This is a genomic window from Streptomyces sp. NPDC005438 (assembly GCF_040606315.1).
In the GTDB taxonomy this organism is placed as follows: domain Bacteria; phylum Actinomycetota; class Actinomycetes; order Streptomycetales; family Streptomycetaceae; genus Streptomyces.
Genome location: NZ_JBEXEP010000001.1, coordinates 411,961 through 427,234, shown reverse-complemented (window position 1 = coordinate 427,234; position 15,274 = coordinate 411,961). Strand labels below are relative to the sequence as shown.

At 71.7% G+C, this 15,274-nt stretch carries 12 protein-coding genes; 8 read left to right on the top strand and 4 right to left on the bottom strand.

Features of this window, described 5'->3' with window-relative positions:
- Nucleotides 1–79: 79 nt before the first annotated feature.
- Entirely contained in the window at nt 80–289 is a 210-nt protein-coding gene (locus tag ABZT14_RS01710) for a DUF397 domain-containing protein (protein ID WP_356295350.1), read from the top strand.
- Between the two features lie 117 nt (nt 290–406).
- Here ABZT14_RS01710 and ABZT14_RS01705 read toward each other — a convergent pair whose 3' ends face one another.
- From ABZT14_RS01705 to ABZT14_RS01690, 4 genes are all read right to left on the bottom strand, one after another.
- Nucleotides 407–1,276, bottom strand: coding sequence for a glycoside hydrolase family protein (locus tag ABZT14_RS01705; protein ID WP_356295347.1), 870 nt, complete (start codon nt 1,274–1,276; stop codon nt 407–409).
- A gap of 170 nt (nt 1,277–1,446) precedes the next feature.
- Complete coding sequence (locus ABZT14_RS01700) at nt 1,447–2,190, bottom strand: thaumatin family protein (RefSeq protein ID WP_356295344.1); 744 nt, start codon at nt 2,188–2,190, stop codon at nt 1,447–1,449.
- 249 nt (nt 2,191–2,439) lie between these two features.
- Nucleotides 2,440–3,558 carry an ADP-ribosylglycohydrolase family protein gene (locus ABZT14_RS01695; RefSeq protein ID WP_356295341.1) on the bottom strand — a complete coding sequence of 373 codons (1,119 nt, stop codon included), beginning with the start codon at nt 3,556–3,558 and terminating at the stop codon, nt 2,440–2,442.
- 129 nt (nt 3,559–3,687) lie between these two features.
- Nucleotides 3,688–6,288: a bifunctional FO biosynthesis protein CofGH gene (locus tag ABZT14_RS01690; RefSeq protein ID WP_356295338.1), complete on the bottom strand. Its 2,601-nt coding sequence runs from the start codon at nt 6,286–6,288 to the stop codon at nt 3,688–3,690.
- Between the two features lie 326 nt (nt 6,289–6,614).
- Between ABZT14_RS01690 and ABZT14_RS01685 the strand changes: the two genes are divergently transcribed.
- The 7 genes from ABZT14_RS01685 to ABZT14_RS01655 all read left to right on the top strand — a co-directional run bounded on the left by ABZT14_RS01685 (nt 6,615) and on the right by ABZT14_RS01655 (nt 14,828).
- Nucleotides 6,615–8,132 carry a CehA/McbA family metallohydrolase gene (locus tag ABZT14_RS01685; protein ID WP_356295334.1) on the top strand — a complete coding sequence of 506 codons (1,518 nt, stop codon included), beginning with the start codon at nt 6,615–6,617 and terminating at the stop codon, nt 8,130–8,132.
- Between the two features lie 1,341 nt (nt 8,133–9,473).
- Nucleotides 9,474–10,937: a sensor histidine kinase gene (locus ABZT14_RS01680; protein WP_356295331.1), complete on the top strand. Its 1,464-nt coding sequence runs from the start codon at nt 9,474–9,476 to the stop codon at nt 10,935–10,937.
- Nucleotides 10,934–11,359 (top strand): roadblock/LC7 domain-containing protein, encoded by a 426-nt coding sequence (locus tag ABZT14_RS01675; protein ID WP_356295328.1) that lies wholly within the window; start codon nt 10,934–10,936, stop codon nt 11,357–11,359. The genes ABZT14_RS01680 and ABZT14_RS01675 overlap by 4 nt, the downstream gene beginning before the upstream one ends.
- The gene (locus ABZT14_RS01670) at nt 11,356–11,721 is read left to right on the top strand and encodes a DUF742 domain-containing protein (RefSeq protein WP_356295327.1); all 366 of its coding nucleotides are present in this window, start codon (nt 11,356–11,358) and stop codon (nt 11,719–11,721) included. The genes ABZT14_RS01675 and ABZT14_RS01670 overlap by 4 nt, the downstream gene beginning before the upstream one ends.
- On the top strand, nt 11,693–12,307 hold the full coding sequence (locus ABZT14_RS01665) for an ATP/GTP-binding protein (RefSeq protein WP_356295324.1): 615 nt from the start codon (nt 11,693–11,695) through the stop codon (nt 12,305–12,307). The genes ABZT14_RS01670 and ABZT14_RS01665 overlap by 29 nt, the downstream gene beginning before the upstream one ends.
- A 65-nt stretch (nt 12,308–12,372) precedes the next feature.
- Entirely contained in the window at nt 12,373–13,698 is a 1,326-nt protein-coding gene (locus tag ABZT14_RS01660) for a cytochrome P450 (RefSeq protein ID WP_356296983.1), read from the top strand.
- Nucleotides 13,605–14,828, top strand: coding sequence for a cytochrome P450 (locus tag ABZT14_RS01655; RefSeq protein ID WP_356295321.1), 1,224 nt, complete (start codon nt 13,605–13,607; stop codon nt 14,826–14,828). The genes ABZT14_RS01660 and ABZT14_RS01655 overlap by 94 nt, the downstream gene beginning before the upstream one ends.
- The last annotated feature ends 446 nt before the right edge of the window (nt 14,829–15,274 follow it).

The following is a 15,274-nucleotide window of genomic DNA, read 5'->3' as shown; positions in this document are numbered from 1 at the left end:
GCCCGTTGTTCGAGGGGAGTTGACGCGTACCTTCGGTGCCACGTCAACCGCAGCTCAACCACAGCGACCGGAGCAGATGATGGCCATTCAGCAAGGACGCACTCAGCACTGGACCAAGTCGAGCTACTCCACGGGCAACGGCGCCTGTGTGGAGATCAAGGCACCCTGGGAGCACCAGGTCGCGGTACGTGATTCCAAGGATCCGCAGGGGCCGGCCCTGCGCTTCCCCTCGACCTCGTGGTCGGGCTTCGTGGCCGGTCTCAGCGAGGGTGAGCGGTCCCGCCCCTGAGACCGGGCGCGTCAGAGCCCCGTTCCGACCTGCCCCTCGCCCGACGGTCGAGGGGCACCGTCGTCGAACGGCCCGGTACGCCCCGGGGGTCGGCCGTGCAGCCGACGGCAGCGGGGGTCAGCCGGCCTCCCGGTAGGCCTCCCCGGTGGCGTTGGCGCCCTGACCGTCGTGCAGTCCGGTGGGGCTGGTCCCGGTGGACAGGGTGAACCACGCGTGCCGCTCCACGAAGGGCAGTTGGGCCAGCATCTCTCCGGCGCCCCGTACGAAGTCCACCTGCTCCTGCTCGCCGGGGTAGCGGGGTGAACCGCCGGAGAAGTCGATCAGCGCGTACTCGGTGAGCCAGAGCGGCAGTTGGTAGCGGTCGTGGACCGCCTGGAGGTAGCCGCGCAGATGCTCCACGGCGTCCGGGCCGAAGTCGGCGCCGTACCAGTGCAGGGGGACGAAGTCGACCCGGTAGCCCCGGTCGGCCGCACCGGACAGGAACCGGTCGAGCCAGCCGCCCTCCTGGTCTCCCCCACCGGCCACCGCGGGCGCGCCCAGGCGGAGTTCGGTGGCCTGGAGCCTGGGCCACAGGTCGAGGGCCGACTCGACCGTCATGTCGGCCTGCTCGGCCAGGTCGGGCTCGTTGAAGCCCAGGAGGACCTCGCCCTCGCGGCGGGCGTTCTCCAGGTCGGCGTCGTTGACGGAGTCGGCGCCCCAGATCATCGGTACGAACTCCACCCCCTCGGGCCTCGCGGTGTCGCCGGTGGTGGAGGCCCAGGTGTAGTACCAGGAGGCACCAACCTCGCCGAGGGCCTCGGTGGCGCCGTCGAAGGGGGTGAGGCTGACCCCCCGGCCGTCCTGGTCGGCCGCGTGGGCCCGGGTGGCGCCGGTGGCGAGGTGGGTGAGGGGCAGGGCGGCGGCGGTGGAGGCGGCCAGCCCCAACAGCCGGCGCCGGGAGAGCGGTGGGGGAACGCGGTGGACGCGGTGAGCGTGGTGGGGGGACATGACAGATCTCCTCGTGGGGGTGTCCGGGGGGCCGGGTGCCCGGTCATGGCACGGAGCCGCCCGGGGGTGCGGGCGGGGGTGCCGGTGCCCCTCGGTGGTCGAGCGCCTCAGCGGCCCGGTGACCAGTGACCCGGCGCCCCGGTGGTCGGATGCCTCAGTGGGCGGATGCCTCAGTGGAAGGTGACGGTGGCCCCGGAGCAGCGGGTGCAGTTGCGGACCACGTCGTTGCCCGGGACGGTGTCCTGCCGGGACCAGGTGTAGGCCTTGGGGCAGTGCTCGGACAGCGAGCGGCTGTACTCGGTGTCCGGCGAGTCCGGGTCGGGGTTCTGGCACAGCACGGGCTCGTCGGTGTCCGGGTCACGCACCACGTTGTCCGGTGGGCAGTGCTCCATCAGGTCCTCGGGGCAGCCCGCCCGGGAGCACTCGCCGGTCTCGGGCGGGTCGTCGACGTCGGCGTCCACGGTGACGGGCACCGAGTAGCCGTCCACGTAGCTGGCGTTGTACCAGTGGCCCAGGGCGTCGTCGGGGTCGAAGTGGAACTCGGCGTAGCTGGCGCCCGGTTCGGGCTTGTAGTTCGAGCAGCGGTCGGCGTACGGGCCGCAGTCGCCCACCTGGCAGTGCAGGTCGCCGTCCTCGCCGGTGCAGCGTTGCCGGGGGACGAACTTGCCGAACCACTGCCCCCGCTCGTTGGCCGGCAGGGTGACGGTGGCGCTCTCCTGGTCCTCCAGGGTGGGGAGGCCGGTGGCCGTCTCAAAGCCGTCCTCGGCGACGGCGCCGATCCACACGGTCCCGCCGGTGTGGTTGACCAGGGTCACGGTCGGGGGGTCGGCGGCCCGCGCCGACCCGGTCAGAGGGTTGAGGACGGCCGCGAAGACGCCGAGAACCATCGCGACGATCAGCGCGCGTACACGCATCGGTCACCTCTCTCCGCACCGGGCACCGCCCCGTCCCCGTACACCGGGGTCACTCCGCGAGGCAGAGCCATGGGATTAGTTCGGACCAATCAGAACGCGGACAGGCTCTGACAACGTTGACTGTCGCGTCAACAGGTCGGCACGGTTTGCCTGGTGCCCGATCCGGCGGTGGGCCCAACACACCCGGGCACGCGGGGAGTTGAAGCGGGCCGGAGCGGGAGGGCGGTGCGGGTTACGGGCCGTGGAGGTTCAGGCCCGGGGGTAGCGGCTCAGCCACCCGGGGGCGGACCGCGCGGGCGAGTGCAGCGCCGGCCCCTGGGTCATCTCCATGGAGAAGTCGTCGGCCAGTTCGAGGATGGTGCCGCGCCCCTCCACCTCGGCCACCCAGCCGGGAGGCAGCGCGGTCTCCCCGTGCTGGGCGCCGAGCAGGTTCCCGCACAGGGAGCCGGTGGAGTCGCTGTCGCCGCCGTGGTTGACGGCCAACAGCAGTCCGTGTCGTACGTCCTCGGCGACCAGCGCGCAGTAGACGGCCATGGCCAGCGCCTCCTCGGCGATCCACCCCTCCCCCAGCGCCTCCACCCGGGCGGCGTTGGGCAGCCCCTGGCGGACCGCGCCCAGCGCGTGCTTGAGGGCGTCACTGGTCTCCTGGTGGCCCGGGCGCTCGGCCAGTTGGGCCAGGGCACGTTGTACGCCGTGGTCCAGGGAGTCGCCCCTGGCGAGGCTGTGCACGATCAGGGCGAAGGCGCCGGCGGAGAGGTAGCCGGTGGGGTGACCGTGGGTCTGGGCGGCGCACTCCACGGCGATCTGGAACACCAGTTGGGGCTCCCAGCCGACCAGCAGCCCGAAGGGCGCGGAACGCATGACCGCCCCGCACCCCTTGGACTGGGGGTTCTTGGGCTGGTCGACGGTGCCCATCCGGGCGTCCTGGAGGCCGCTCAGGCAGGCGTTGCCGGGTGCCCGCCGCGAGTACAGCCACTCCTCGCGCGCCAACCAGCCGTCGCTCTCCTTGCGTTCGTCCGGTCCCCAGTCCCGTTGGGTGGCGGCCCAGCGGCGGTAGGCGGCGTGCACGTCGGTCGGCGGGTGCCAGGCGCCGGCGTCCCGGCGTACGTGGGCGCGGATCAGCCCCTCGACGGTGAACAGGGTCATCTGGGTGTCGTCGGTGATGGCGCCGCGCCGCCCGTAGGCGGAGACGAAGTCGGTCACGCCGTCCGGGCCGTGCTCGGCGCGGATGGTGCTCAGCGGTTCGAACTCCACGGCGGCGCCGAGCGCGTCGCCGATGGCCCCACCCAGCAGGCACCCCCGAACCCGGCTGCGGTAGTCCTGTTGTTCGGTCCGACCCCAGATAACGTCACCACCGGAAGCCACCACTGCGCCCTCCCTCGTCACCGACCACGTGTCCGCCCCGACCGGCAGCACTCTAGTCGCCGTGCGGCCCCTCTCACCCCAGGTCGTCCCAGGTCCCGCCCACGGATGCCCGACTCCCCGACACCCGCCGGCTCATGTCCCCTCCACCACCGGCAACAGCCGGGGCAGCCGGCCGTCCGCGCCCCGGGCCACCCGCTGCCGTTCGGCGGGCACCGGACCGTAGAGGGTGGTGCGCTGTCGACCGGGGCGGCCGGCCGACTCGGCGATGGACTCCAGCTCCCGCAGCGAGCGGTGGGAGCCGTAGGAGGAGCCGGCCATCCGGGAGATGGTCTCCTCCATCAGCGTGCCGCCCAGGTCGTTGGCGCCCGAGCGCAGCATCTGGGCCGCCCCCTCGGTACCGAGCTTGACCCAACTGGTCTGGATGTGGGGGATGTGGGGGTGCAGCAGCAGCCGGGCCATCGCGGTGACCGCCCGGTTGTCGCGGAGGGTGGGGCCGGGGCGGGCGATACCGGCGAGGTAGACCGGGGCGTTGGTGTGGATGAACGGCAGGGTGACGAACTCGGTGAACCCGCCGGTGCGTTGCTGGATCCGGGCCAGCAGCCGCAGGTGCCCCAGCCAGTGCCGGGGCTGGTCCACGTGCCCGTACATCATGGTGGAGGAGGTGCGCAGGCCCACCTCGTGGGCGGTGGTGACCACCTCCACCCACTGGTCGGCCGGCAGCTTGCCCTTGGTGAGCACCCACCGCACCTCGTCGTCGAGGATCTCGGCGGCGGTACCGGGCAGCGAGTCGACTCCCGCCTCCTTGGCGGCGGTCAGCCACTCCCGTACCGACATCCCGGTGCGGGCCACCCCGTTGGCGACCTCCATCGGGGAGAAGGCGTGCAGGTGGATACCGGGAACCCGTTCCTTCACCGCGCGCGCCAGGTCGAAGTAGGCGGTGCCCGGCAGGTCGGGGTGGATACCGCCCTGCATACACACCTCGGTGGCACCCACCTCCCAGGCCTGCTCCACCCGGTCGGCGACCTGCTCCAGGGACAGCGAGTAGGCGTCGGCGTCGGTACGGCGCTGGGCGAAGGCGCAGAAACGGCAGCCGGTGTAGCAGACGTTGGTGAAGTTGATGTTGCGGGTGACCACGTAGGTCACCTCCTCGCCGACCACCTCGGCACGCAGCTGGTCCGCGATCCGGCCCAGCGCGTCCAGGGCCGGGCCGTCGGCGTGCAACAGCGCCAGGGCCTGGTGGTCGGTCAGCCGGGTCGGGTCGTCGGCAGCCTGGGACAGCGCCTGCCGCAGGTCGGCGTCCACCCTTTCGGGCACCAGGCCGGGGGCGGCCCGTTCCGCGACGGCCTCCCAGTCGCCGTACACCTGGTCGAAGTCCTCGCGGCGGTCGGAGGTGCGGCCGGTGGTGTCGATGCTGTGGTGCAGGTCGGTACGGCCGCTGGCCCGGGCGCCGAACTCCTCGTCCGGCTCCTGCCAGGGGCGGCCCACCACCTCCGCGTCCTCCCGGGCCAGACCGGTCTCCGGTTCGGCCAGCGCCCACACGTGGGGGGCGAGGCGGGGGTCCAGCCAGGTCTCCCCCCGCCGCAGGAACTCCGGGTAGATGGTCAGCCGTTCCCTCAGCGTGAAGCCCGACTCGGCGGTCCGCCGGGCGAGTTGGTCGATCGCCGGCCAGGGGCGCTCGGGGTTGACGTGGTCGGCGGTCAGCGGGGAGACGCCGCCCCAGTCGTCGATGCCGGCACGGATCATCAACGCGTACTGCCCGTCCACCAGGTTGGGCGGAGCCTGGATGCGCGCCCGGGGCCCCAGGAGGTGCCGGGCCACGGCGATGGTGGCGGCCAGTTCCTCCAGGTCGGCGTCGGGGACGTCGCGCATCGGGGTGCTCGGCTTGGCCCGGAAGTTCTGCACGATCACTTCCTGGATGCCCTGGTAGCTGCGCTGCACCCGGCGCAGGGCGAACAGCGACTCGGCCCGTTCCCGGTGGTCCTCCCCGATGCCGAGCAGGATGCCGGTGGTGAAGGGGACGTTGGTGCGGCCGGCGCCCTCCAGGGTGCGCAGCCGTACGGCGGGCTCCTTGTCCGGGCTGCCGTGGTGGGGGTTGCCCGGTTCGCTCCACAGCCGGGTGGCAGTGGTCTCCAGCATCATGCCCATCGAGGGGGCCACCGGGCGCAGCCGCTGGAAGTCGGCCCAGCTGAGCACCCCGGGGTTGAGGTGGGGCAGGAGTCCGGTCTCCTCCAGTACCCGGATGGCCATCGCCCGGACGTAGGCGAGGGTGTCGTCGTAGCCGTGGGCGTCCAGCCATTCCCGGGCCTCCGGCCACCGTTCCTCGGGCCGGTCCCCCAGGGTGAACAGCGCCTCCTTGCAACCCAGTCGGGCTCCCTGGCGGGCGATGGCCAGCACCTGGTCGGGGCTGAGGAACAGTTCGTGCCCCTCCCTCCGCAGCCGTCCGGGGGTGGTGGCGAAGGTGCAGTAGTGGCAGCGGTCCCGGCACAGCCGGGTCAGCGGCACGAAGACCTTGCGGGAGTACGTCAGCACTCCCGGTCGGCCCGCCTCCTCCAGCCCCGCGTCCCGTACCCGGCCGGCGGACTCGGTCAGTGCTGACAGGTCGTCGCCTCTGGCCCGTAGGAGTACCGAGGCCTCCTCAAGGTCGAGGGCCACCCCGTCCCGGGCTCGTCGGAGGGCGCGGCGCATGGCGTTGGCGGTGGGCTCGGACGGCTGGGGTGCGGTGTGGCTGCTCACCTGCCCGAGGATACGAGCGGACCCGGACATCCACGGGCACACCCGGGCAGCCGGTTCCTCCTCCGGCACTCCCCCCACTCACGGTGACGGCCTTGCTGACGGCCCGTCACCCTGGGCGTTCCGGCGGACACATGAGGTTGCTCCCCTGCGGTACGGCCCCACCGCACCGGCCCGGCGGGGCGGGGCGGGGCCAGGGCGGCCCTTCCGGTCACGGCGGGTGGCCGTCCTTCGTCACCGGCCGTTCCGTGCCTCTTTCCCCACCGGTTCCCCGGACGTATAAGGGTGAGGCGCCAGGACCGACCGCCGACCCGGACGGGGAGACAGCGATGGAACGACGCGATGTTCTACGACTGGGAGCGGTGGCCGGGGTCGCCGGAACGCTCACCCTGGAGCCACTGCGGTTCGCCGAGGCCGAGGAGCGGCACGGGGACGGGGGCGGCGGCCGGACCCGTACCCGGACCGTGAAGGGCCAACTGCCCACCGGGGCGCCCGACTTCGTCTACCTGCCGGTCGAGGTGCCGCGCGGGGTACGGGAGATCGCGGTCTCCTACACCTACGACAAGCCCGAGGTCCCCGACGGCACCCTGGGCAACGCCTGTGACATCGGCGTCTTCGACCAGCGCGGGGTCGCCCTGGGCGGCCGGGGCTTCCGAGGGTGGTCGGGGGGCTTCCGCACCGAGTTCGCGATCAGCGCGGAGAAGGCCACCCCCGGATACCTGGCCGGTCCCGTGGAAGCCGGCACCTGGCAGGTGGTGCTGGGCCCGTACACGGTGGCACCCCAGGGAATGCGGTACGAGGTGACCGTGACCCTCAGCTACGGCGAGGAAGGGGAGACGCCCCGCCCCAGTTACCCACCGCAACGGGTCCGGGGGAAGGGGCGCGGCTGGTACCGGGGTGACTGCCACCTGCACACCGTGCACTCCGACGGTGCCCGTACGCCCGCGGAGGTGGCCGCCGCCGCGCGAGAGGCGGGACTGGACTTCCTGGCCACCACCGAACACAACACCAGCTCGGGTCACGGGGCCTGGGAAGGGCTGTGGGGTGACGATCTGTTGGTGCTGACCGGCGAGGAGATCACCACCCGTAACGGCCACTGTCTGGCCCTGGGCATCCGACCGGGCACCTTCGTGGACTGGCGGTACCGGGCACGGGACGACGCCTTCCCCCGGTTCGCCCGCCGGATCCGCCGGGCCGGCGGCCTGGTGGTGCCGGCCCACCCCAACTGCCCCTTCGTGGGCTGCCAGTGGAAGTTCGGCTACGCCGAGGCGGACGCGGTGGAGGTGTGGAACGGCCCCTGGACCCCGGACGACGAACTGGCCCTCGCCGCCTGGGACAACATGCTCACCGACCCCACGTACAACCGGGAGGGCTGGCTGCCCGCCATGGGCAACAGCGACGCCCACAAGGAGGGACAGGACGTGGGGCTCCCCCACACCGTGGTGTACGCCGAGGAACTGTCACGCGAGGCACTACTGAGGAGCATCGCGGCGGGCCGAAGCTACCTGGCCGAGTCCTCCACGGTGAGCCTGGACCTGGAGGTGACCGGCCCCCGGGGGCAGCACGCGGGGATCGGTCAACGTCTGGACGCGCCCGCCGACGCCCCACTGCACGTCAGCCTCAGGGTGGGCGGCGCACCGGGGTGCACCGCCCGACTGATGACCGACCAGGGCGAGACGCACCGCGAGGTCCTCCCCGAAAAGGGCTCCGGCACGGTGCGCTGGACCACCACCGCCTCGCTGGCCCACTACGTGCGTGCCGAGGTGCGCCACCCCTCGGACGGCGGCCCGCTGCCGGGCGCCATGGCCGCGCTCACCAACCCGGTGTGGCTGCGCGCCCGGCACTGACCGGCCGCCCCGAACAGGGGTGACCGCCCCCAGCTCACGGCACCCGGGCCGGACGACGGCGTGATCCCCGGCCCGGTCGGCCTGCCCGCCCCACGGGTCCCGCACCGCACCTCCCTCGGGGCGGCCTCCCAGAGGCACGTACGGGGGGAACGGCGCCCGAACGCGGGGACACCGCCCCGCGCGGGTCACCCCCGGAGGGCCCGGGTTCCGCCGACCCGGCCTCGGCAGGAACGTGCCCACCGGCTCCACGGCACCGCCCGGGCCAGTCACCCGACCTCGCGGTACGGCCCGTACGGAGCCCACTCGGGGTGACGCCCCGTCAGGACCGTTGGGCCAGCGCCCCTCCGCCGGGTGCCCGGTACGGGGGCCAACCCCCGGTGGCGGGGCAGCCGTTCGGCGGGGGCGGCCGTTCGGAGGGGCGCCCACCCGCGCGGTTCGCCCCGGCCGGGTTGGCGTTCACTCGAAGGGGCGCCCCAGCGGGCCGCTCCCCTGGCCGGGAAGGGCACCCTCGCCGGGGCGGACAGGGCCCCGCCGACGCGTCCGCGAGCCGCCCACCGCCCCACCGTCACTCCCCGGGTCGGGGCCCCAACTCCCCCACAGAAGGCGTGAGTTCTCCCCAAGCGGCACCGTTCCCCCAGGCGGACGGCACCTCCGGTCGTACGCCCCACCAGGAGGGGGCGCGCGGGCGAACCCTCACTCGGGCCCCGCACCCCTCCGCAACCGGCCCGATGAGCCGCAACGAACCAGCCAAACGGGAGCACCCGCCCGGAACCGCGTCCAGATGGGCCGTCGCGCCCCTTTTCCTGCGGAAATGGCAGGACCTAGTCCGGCAGGACCGACACCCGGGCCCGGGGCGACGACGACCTCCCCCATGACGACCTCCTCCCGCCCCCGACCAACACGGAGAGTGCAAAACCGCTGCTCACAGCGTGATCGACGGCATCCTGGCGGCGCTTTTTCAAGGGGGTTCTCGGAATGGCCGAAGTGGTGAGGTCAGAGGACCCCTCGTTCCCCGGGTTGAACCGTTCGAGGCCCAAAGCTGGCAGGTCTGTGGCAGGATCGGGCCACCGGCATATGCGCCGCTCAACTCACGTGTGTCACCCGCGACTTGGGGCCTTCGCGCCCGGTTGGGAAGTGGACGTCCACGTGGGCAACCGGGGGACGACATCTTCATAGGGACAGCGACCGCATCACGGGGTGCGCCGCTCGCCCCACCCAGCGACCCAGGTCCGCGACCGGCGATTCCAGGCTACAGACCGGCCATCCCGTTCGGACCCCCAGGTCTGGTCGACCTGCTGTCATGACCATGCCCCAGCAACCCAGTTGACCGAGGATCCCCCGATGACCGAAATACCTGTGGCGTTGGCCGCCGTACTCGCCGCGGGCACCGTCGCCGCGCTCTGTCTGGCCTTCTATCTGGCCAGAGTCCGGGGCCAGCTGAACGGGCTCCGAGCGCGGGCGAGCAGAGCCGAGGAAGAGGGGATCGCGAGCCATCACCGGGCGGCCGAGACCGCCTCCCGGCTCCAGTCCACCGAAGCACGACTACACGCGGCCGAAGCGGAGTTGCGCCACCTGCTCAGCGCCCGCCTGCCGGACACCGTGACCAGGGCCGGGCACGCCCACGTACCCGTACGCGGGCCACTGCACCCGGGCGCGGTCAGCGTCGAGTTCGACCAGACGATGCAGGGGCTGCTGGACCAGGTCACCCAGGCCATCCACAAGGAACGGCTCCGGGTGGACAGCGCCGCCCAGGCGGCGTTGCGCGGTGCGACCACCACCATCCAGGCCCTGCTGTACCAGGTGCAGACCCTGTTGCAGGAGATGCAGGAACGGCACGACGACCCCCTGATCGCCCAGGACCTGCTGAACGCCGACTTCCTCAACGAGCAGGCGCTGCGCCGCATCCAGGCCACCGCCGTGGTCTGCGGCGCCTGGCCGGGCCTGACCCGCCAGGACAGCCACCTGCCCGACATGGTGGTCGGCGCCACCTCCCGTATCCAGGGGTACGAGCGCATCCAGATCGCCAACCAGCTCCGGGACCCCGTGGGCGTGGTCGCCCGCGCCGTGGAGCCGGTGACCGTGGCGCTCACCGAACTGATGGCGAACGCCCTGCACTACTCGCACCACGACCTGCCGGTCGCGGTCACCCTGCAACAGGGCAACCGTGGCGCCTCGGTGATCATCGACGACGCCGGAGTGGGGCTCCACGACGACGAGTTGCAGCGCGCCCGTCGGCTGATGTCCGGTCAGGAACAGCCCCTGCTCAGCGAGTTGGGCGACCCGCCACGCTCCGGTTTCGCCGCCGTGGGTCAGCTCATCCGGCAGTACGGCTTCCAGGCACATGTGGAGACCTCGCCCTACGGCGGGGTGCGGGCCATCGTCCACATCCCCGGCGACCCCCTGCTGACACTCCTTGACCAGGAGGAACAGCCGATGTCCGCGATGGCCCCGCTGCCTCCGACCCCCGCTCCTCCGCTGCACGCCCCGACCGAGAGTGTCCCGGTCGAGGTCGAGAACCCCTCCTCGTCCGGTGACGACCTGCCCCGGCGCCGTAGGCGCCAGCCGGTGGCCGAGGAGTCGCTGAGCGAACCCGTGATCGGCTCCCAGCGGGAGGCGACCGGGGAGCACACGCTGCCGACCGAGAACCCCGAGCCGGCCAGCAACCCCGAGGAGAGCGCGCAGCGTTGGGCCGCCTTCCAGCAGGGCACCGCCTCCGGGCGGGCAGCCGCAGCGGAGGGCGACACCGGCCCTGAGACTGAGAACCGTCCCAGTCCCCCCCAGTCGGAAGGACACTCCCCGTCATGACCAGCCCTGTCCGTCGCCCCGTTCCAGAGGACCTGTCCTGGGTGCTGGCTCCGCTACTGGAGCTTCCACATGTCCGGCACGCCGCGGTGATCTCCGGGGACGGTCTGATCGAGGGGGCCTCGACCGGACTGTCCCGCGAGTCCGCCGAGGGCGTGGCGGCCATGATGTCCGCGCTCCAGGGGGCGGCCCGTACCACCACCGCGGCCTTCAGCGGCACCTACGACGTGCAGTTGCGTCAGACCGTCGTCGAGTCCAACCAGGGCTGGGTGTTCGCCATCCCCGCGGGGGAGAACACCTGCCTGGCGGTCTACGCCGAACCCGAGGTCAACATGGGTGTGGTCACCCACCAGATGCACGTGCAGGTGGCCAGTCTGGGCGCCAAGACCATGAACAGTCCCCGACGCACCGACACCGTCGCATGAATCCGCCTCCCCGTGACAGTCGCAGGCTGGTGCCCGCGTATCTGGCGACCTCCGGTCGCGCGCGCCCCAGCCGCAACACCCTGGACCGTCTGACGGTGCTTCACGGGGCGACCCGCCCCACCCCGGGCGGTATCCGGCCCGAGGCCCGGCGGCTGGTGGAACTCATCCAGCCCGGTGCCCTGTCGCTGGCGGAGGCCGCCGCTCATCTTCGGCTGCCGGTCAGCGTGGTGAAGGTGCTCGTCGCCGACCTGGTGGACAACGGGCACCTACAGGCCCGCGCCCCCATTCCCGATGCCCGACTGCCCGAGCGGCAGATTCTGGAGAAGGTGCTCGATGGACTCCGCACTCTCAAGCGCTCCTGAGGACAGTGGCGGCATGTATCTGGGCGACACCGCCCAGACGTTGGTGAAGCTGCTGGTGGCCGGCCCCTTCGGCGTCGGCAAGACCACCTTCATCCGCGCGCTGTCGGAGACGGCACCGCTGCACACCGAGGAGGTCATGACCCGTACCGGCGCACTGGTGGACGACCTCGACGGAGTACGGGAGAAGGCCACCACCACGGTGGCCATCGACTTCGGCCGGCTGACCCTCCCCGGTGACCTGGTGCTGTACCTGTTCGGCACCCCAGGCCAACGCCGGTTCCGACCGCTGTGGCAGGACATCGCCCGAGGTGCCCTGGGCGCGCTGGTGCTGGCGGACACCCGGCGGCTGGAGGACTCCTTCGAGGTCATGGACATCGTGGAGGAGGCCGGCCTGCGGTACGCGGTGGCCGTCAACACCTTCCCCGACGCCCCCGCCCACTCCGCCGACAAGCTACGGGACGCCCTGGACCTCCACCCCGACACCCCGTTGGTGCTGTGTGACGCCCGGGACCGCTCCCAGGCCGCGGACGCGTTGATCGCGCTGGTCGGCCACGTACTCGCCCACACCTCCGAGGAGCCCGAGTGACCTCGATCGATTCATCCGAGGCGACCGGCTCGCCCTCGTCCCTCGGCGGCCCCGAGCCCGGAGGCATACTGCCGCAACCGTGGCAGCACGACGTGATCGCCCTACACGGCCCCGAGTTCGCCAAGGACCCGCACGCGGTGTACGCGCGGCTGCGGGAGTACGGCGCCCTGGCACCGGTGGAGATCTCGCCCGGAGTGGGCGCGATGCTGGTGACGGACTACCGTGCCGCGCTGGACCTGCTCAACGACCCGGTGACCTGGTCCAAGGACTCCCGCGAGTGGCAGAAGACCGTCCCCGGGGACTCCCCGGTCCTGCCGATGCTGGGCTGGCGGCCCAACATGCTGTTCAACGACGGGGAGACCCACTCCCGTTACCGTCGGGCGATCGTGGACAGCCTCGACATGGTGGAGCCGCACGAACTGCGGTCGACCGTCGTCCAGTTGGCCGACACCCTGATCGCCCGGTTCGCCGCCGACGGCACGGTGGACCTGATCGGCCAGTACGCCCGGGTGCTCCCGCTGCTGATCTTCAACCGGCTGTTCGGTATGCCGGACTCCTACAGTGACCGGCTGGTCAACTCGCTGGCCATGATGATGGAGTCCGACCCGACGCACGCGGCCGAGGGCAACGCCGCCTTCGAGAGCTACATCGGTGAGTTGATCGGCTCCAAGAAGCAGCAGCGCGGCCACGACCTCACCTCCTGGCTGATGGATCACCCCTCCGGTCTGGCGGACGAGGAGATCGTGCACCAGATCGTGCTGACCATGGGGGCCGGTCACGAGCCGACCACCAACCTGATCGGCAACGCCCTGGCCCGGATGCTCTCCGACGACCGCTACTACAGCACGCTGTCCGGCGGGGCCCTCACCCCCCGGGACGCCATTCACGACGTGCTCCAGAACGAGCCGCCGATGTCCAACTACTCGGCCCACTACCCCAGGCGTGACGTGTTCTTCCACGGCACCTGGGTGCGTACCGGGCAGTTGGTGCTGGTCTCCTACGCCGCCGCCAACGCGCAGTTCGGGCGGCAGCTGCCCGGCACCGGTGGCGGCGCCTACGCCTCGGGCGGCGGCTCCCACCTGGCCTGGTCCGCGGGCCCCCACTCCTGCCCCGCCAAGCAGCCCGGGCTGCTGATCGCGATGACCGCCATCGAGCGGCTGACGGCATGGCTGTCGGACATCGAGCTGACCGTCACCCACGACCAACTCGCCTGGCGTCAGGGCCCGTTCCACCGTGCCCTGACCGAACTCCCCGCACGATTCACTCCCCTGACCCCCGAACAAGCTGGAGCCACTCCATGGGACAACAGCCTGTCGTCATCGATCCGGCCGGAAGGGATATCCACGGCGAGAACGACCGACTCCGCGAACTGGGGGCGGCCAACTTCGTAGAGCTTCCCGGAGGCATCAGGTCCTGGGCCATCAGCCGGCACGATCTGCTGAAGCAGCTCTTAGTCGATCCCCGGGTCTCCAAGGACCCCCGCCAGCACTGGCCCGCCTGGCAACGGGGCGAGTTCCAGGACACCTGGATACGTTCCTGGGTGGGCGTCACCAACATGTTCACCGCCTACGGGACCGAGCACCGCAGGCTACGGAAACTCGTCGCGCCGGCCTTCACCGCCCGCCGCACCGAGGCGCTGCTCCCCCGGGTGGAGCGGATCACCGAGGAGCTGCTGGAGGACCTGGGCCGGCACCCCGCTGGCGCCGTGGTGGACCTGCGTCCCGGATACGCCCACCCCCTGCCGATGCGGGTGATATGCGAACTCTTCGGCATACCCGAGGAGTCCAGACCTCGGATGGCCAACCTGATCGAACGGATCATGGACACCACGGTCACCCCGGAGCAGGCAGCCCAGACCGCCGAGGACACCGCCACCGCCTTCGGTGAGCTGGTGGCCCTCAAGCGGGAGAACCCCGGGGACGACATGACCAGCCTGCTGGTCCACACCCGCGACGAGGACGGCACCAAGCTCTCCGAACGCCAGCTGATGGACACCCTGTTGCTGGTGGTCGGTGCCGGCCACGAGACCACGGTGAACCTCATCGGCAACGCCGTGCAGGCCCTGCTCACCCACCCCGACCAGCTGCAACTGGTACGGGACGGGAAAGCCTCCTGGAACGACGTGATCGAGGAGACCCTGCGTTGGGCACCCAGCATCGCCAGCCTCCCGCTCCGGTACGCCGTGGAGGACATAGAGCTTCCAGACGGCACGGTGATCGCTCAGGGTGACCCCATACTGGCCACCTACGCCGCGGCGGGTCACGACCCGGAGAAGCACGGCGACGACGCCCACCTGTTCGACATCCGGCGCCCCGATGTCGAGCACATGGCCTTCGGTCACGGTGTGCACTTCTGCCTCGGCGCCCCACTGGCCCGGATGGAGGCCCGCACCGCTCTGCCGGCCCTGTTCGACCGCTTCCCCGATCTTGAACTGGCCGTGAAGGCCGAGGAGTTGGAACCGGTGGGCTCTTTCGTGGCCTCCGGCTTCCGCGAACTGCCCATCCGGCTGACCAAGGGGTGAGCACCCCGAGTCACCGATGACTCCCCTGAGGGGGTGCCGCGAACATCGCGGCACCCCCTCAGGCCTGTCAGAAGGTCGAGGAGGTCAGGACGGGGACTTGAGACGGGGGGGGCTTGGGGGCGGGGGCGTCAGAGGGGCCGGGAGTCCGGGGCACTGTGAACGCGGGGTCACCCTCCATGTCTCGTTCACTGACGCCCCGGCCGGTCGCAGGACATCCGTGGGGTGACCGTAGGCGACCTCGCGTCCGGCACCCTCGGTGAGGGTGCCCAGCGGCCGGCGTCCTCGGGGTCCGCTGTCTTCGTTCGGGTACGCCCCCAGAGCCCCTGAGTCTGCTCCCCCGTCCCCAGGGAGCGCCCTTCCCGAAGGTCACCGGAAGCAAGGGCTTGGCCGGGGAGCCGTACGACCCGGCGCGGCCCTCTCGGGCGGTAGCCCTGGCCTGTCCGGCC

What these genes read in the sequence shown, in the direction of transcription:
- ABZT14_RS01710 (WP_356295350.1), top strand. Translation starts at nt 80, where the DNA reads ATGGCCATTCAGCAAGGACGCACTCAGCACTGGACCAAGTCGAGCTAC.
- ABZT14_RS01705 (WP_356295347.1), bottom strand. Translation starts at nt 1,276, where the DNA reads ATGTCCCCCCACCACGCTCACCGCGTCCACCGCGTTCCCCCACCGCTC.
- ABZT14_RS01700 (WP_356295344.1), bottom strand. Translation starts at nt 2,190, where the DNA reads ATGCGTGTACGCGCGCTGATCGTCGCGATGGTTCTCGGCGTCTTCGCG.
- ABZT14_RS01685 (WP_356295334.1), top strand. Translation starts at nt 6,615, where the DNA reads ATGGAACGACGCGATGTTCTACGACTGGGAGCGGTGGCCGGGGTCGCC.
- ABZT14_RS01680 (WP_356295331.1), top strand. Translation starts at nt 9,474, where the DNA reads ATGACCGAAATACCTGTGGCGTTGGCCGCCGTACTCGCCGCGGGCACC.
- ABZT14_RS01675 (WP_356295328.1), top strand. Translation starts at nt 10,934, where the DNA reads ATGACCAGCCCTGTCCGTCGCCCCGTTCCAGAGGACCTGTCCTGGGTG.
- ABZT14_RS01670 (WP_356295327.1), top strand. Translation starts at nt 11,356, where the DNA reads ATGAATCCGCCTCCCCGTGACAGTCGCAGGCTGGTGCCCGCGTATCTG.
- ABZT14_RS01665 (WP_356295324.1), top strand. Translation starts at nt 11,693, where the DNA reads ATGGACTCCGCACTCTCAAGCGCTCCTGAGGACAGTGGCGGCATGTAT.
- ABZT14_RS01655 (WP_356295321.1), top strand. Translation starts at nt 13,605, where the DNA reads ATGGGACAACAGCCTGTCGTCATCGATCCGGCCGGAAGGGATATCCAC.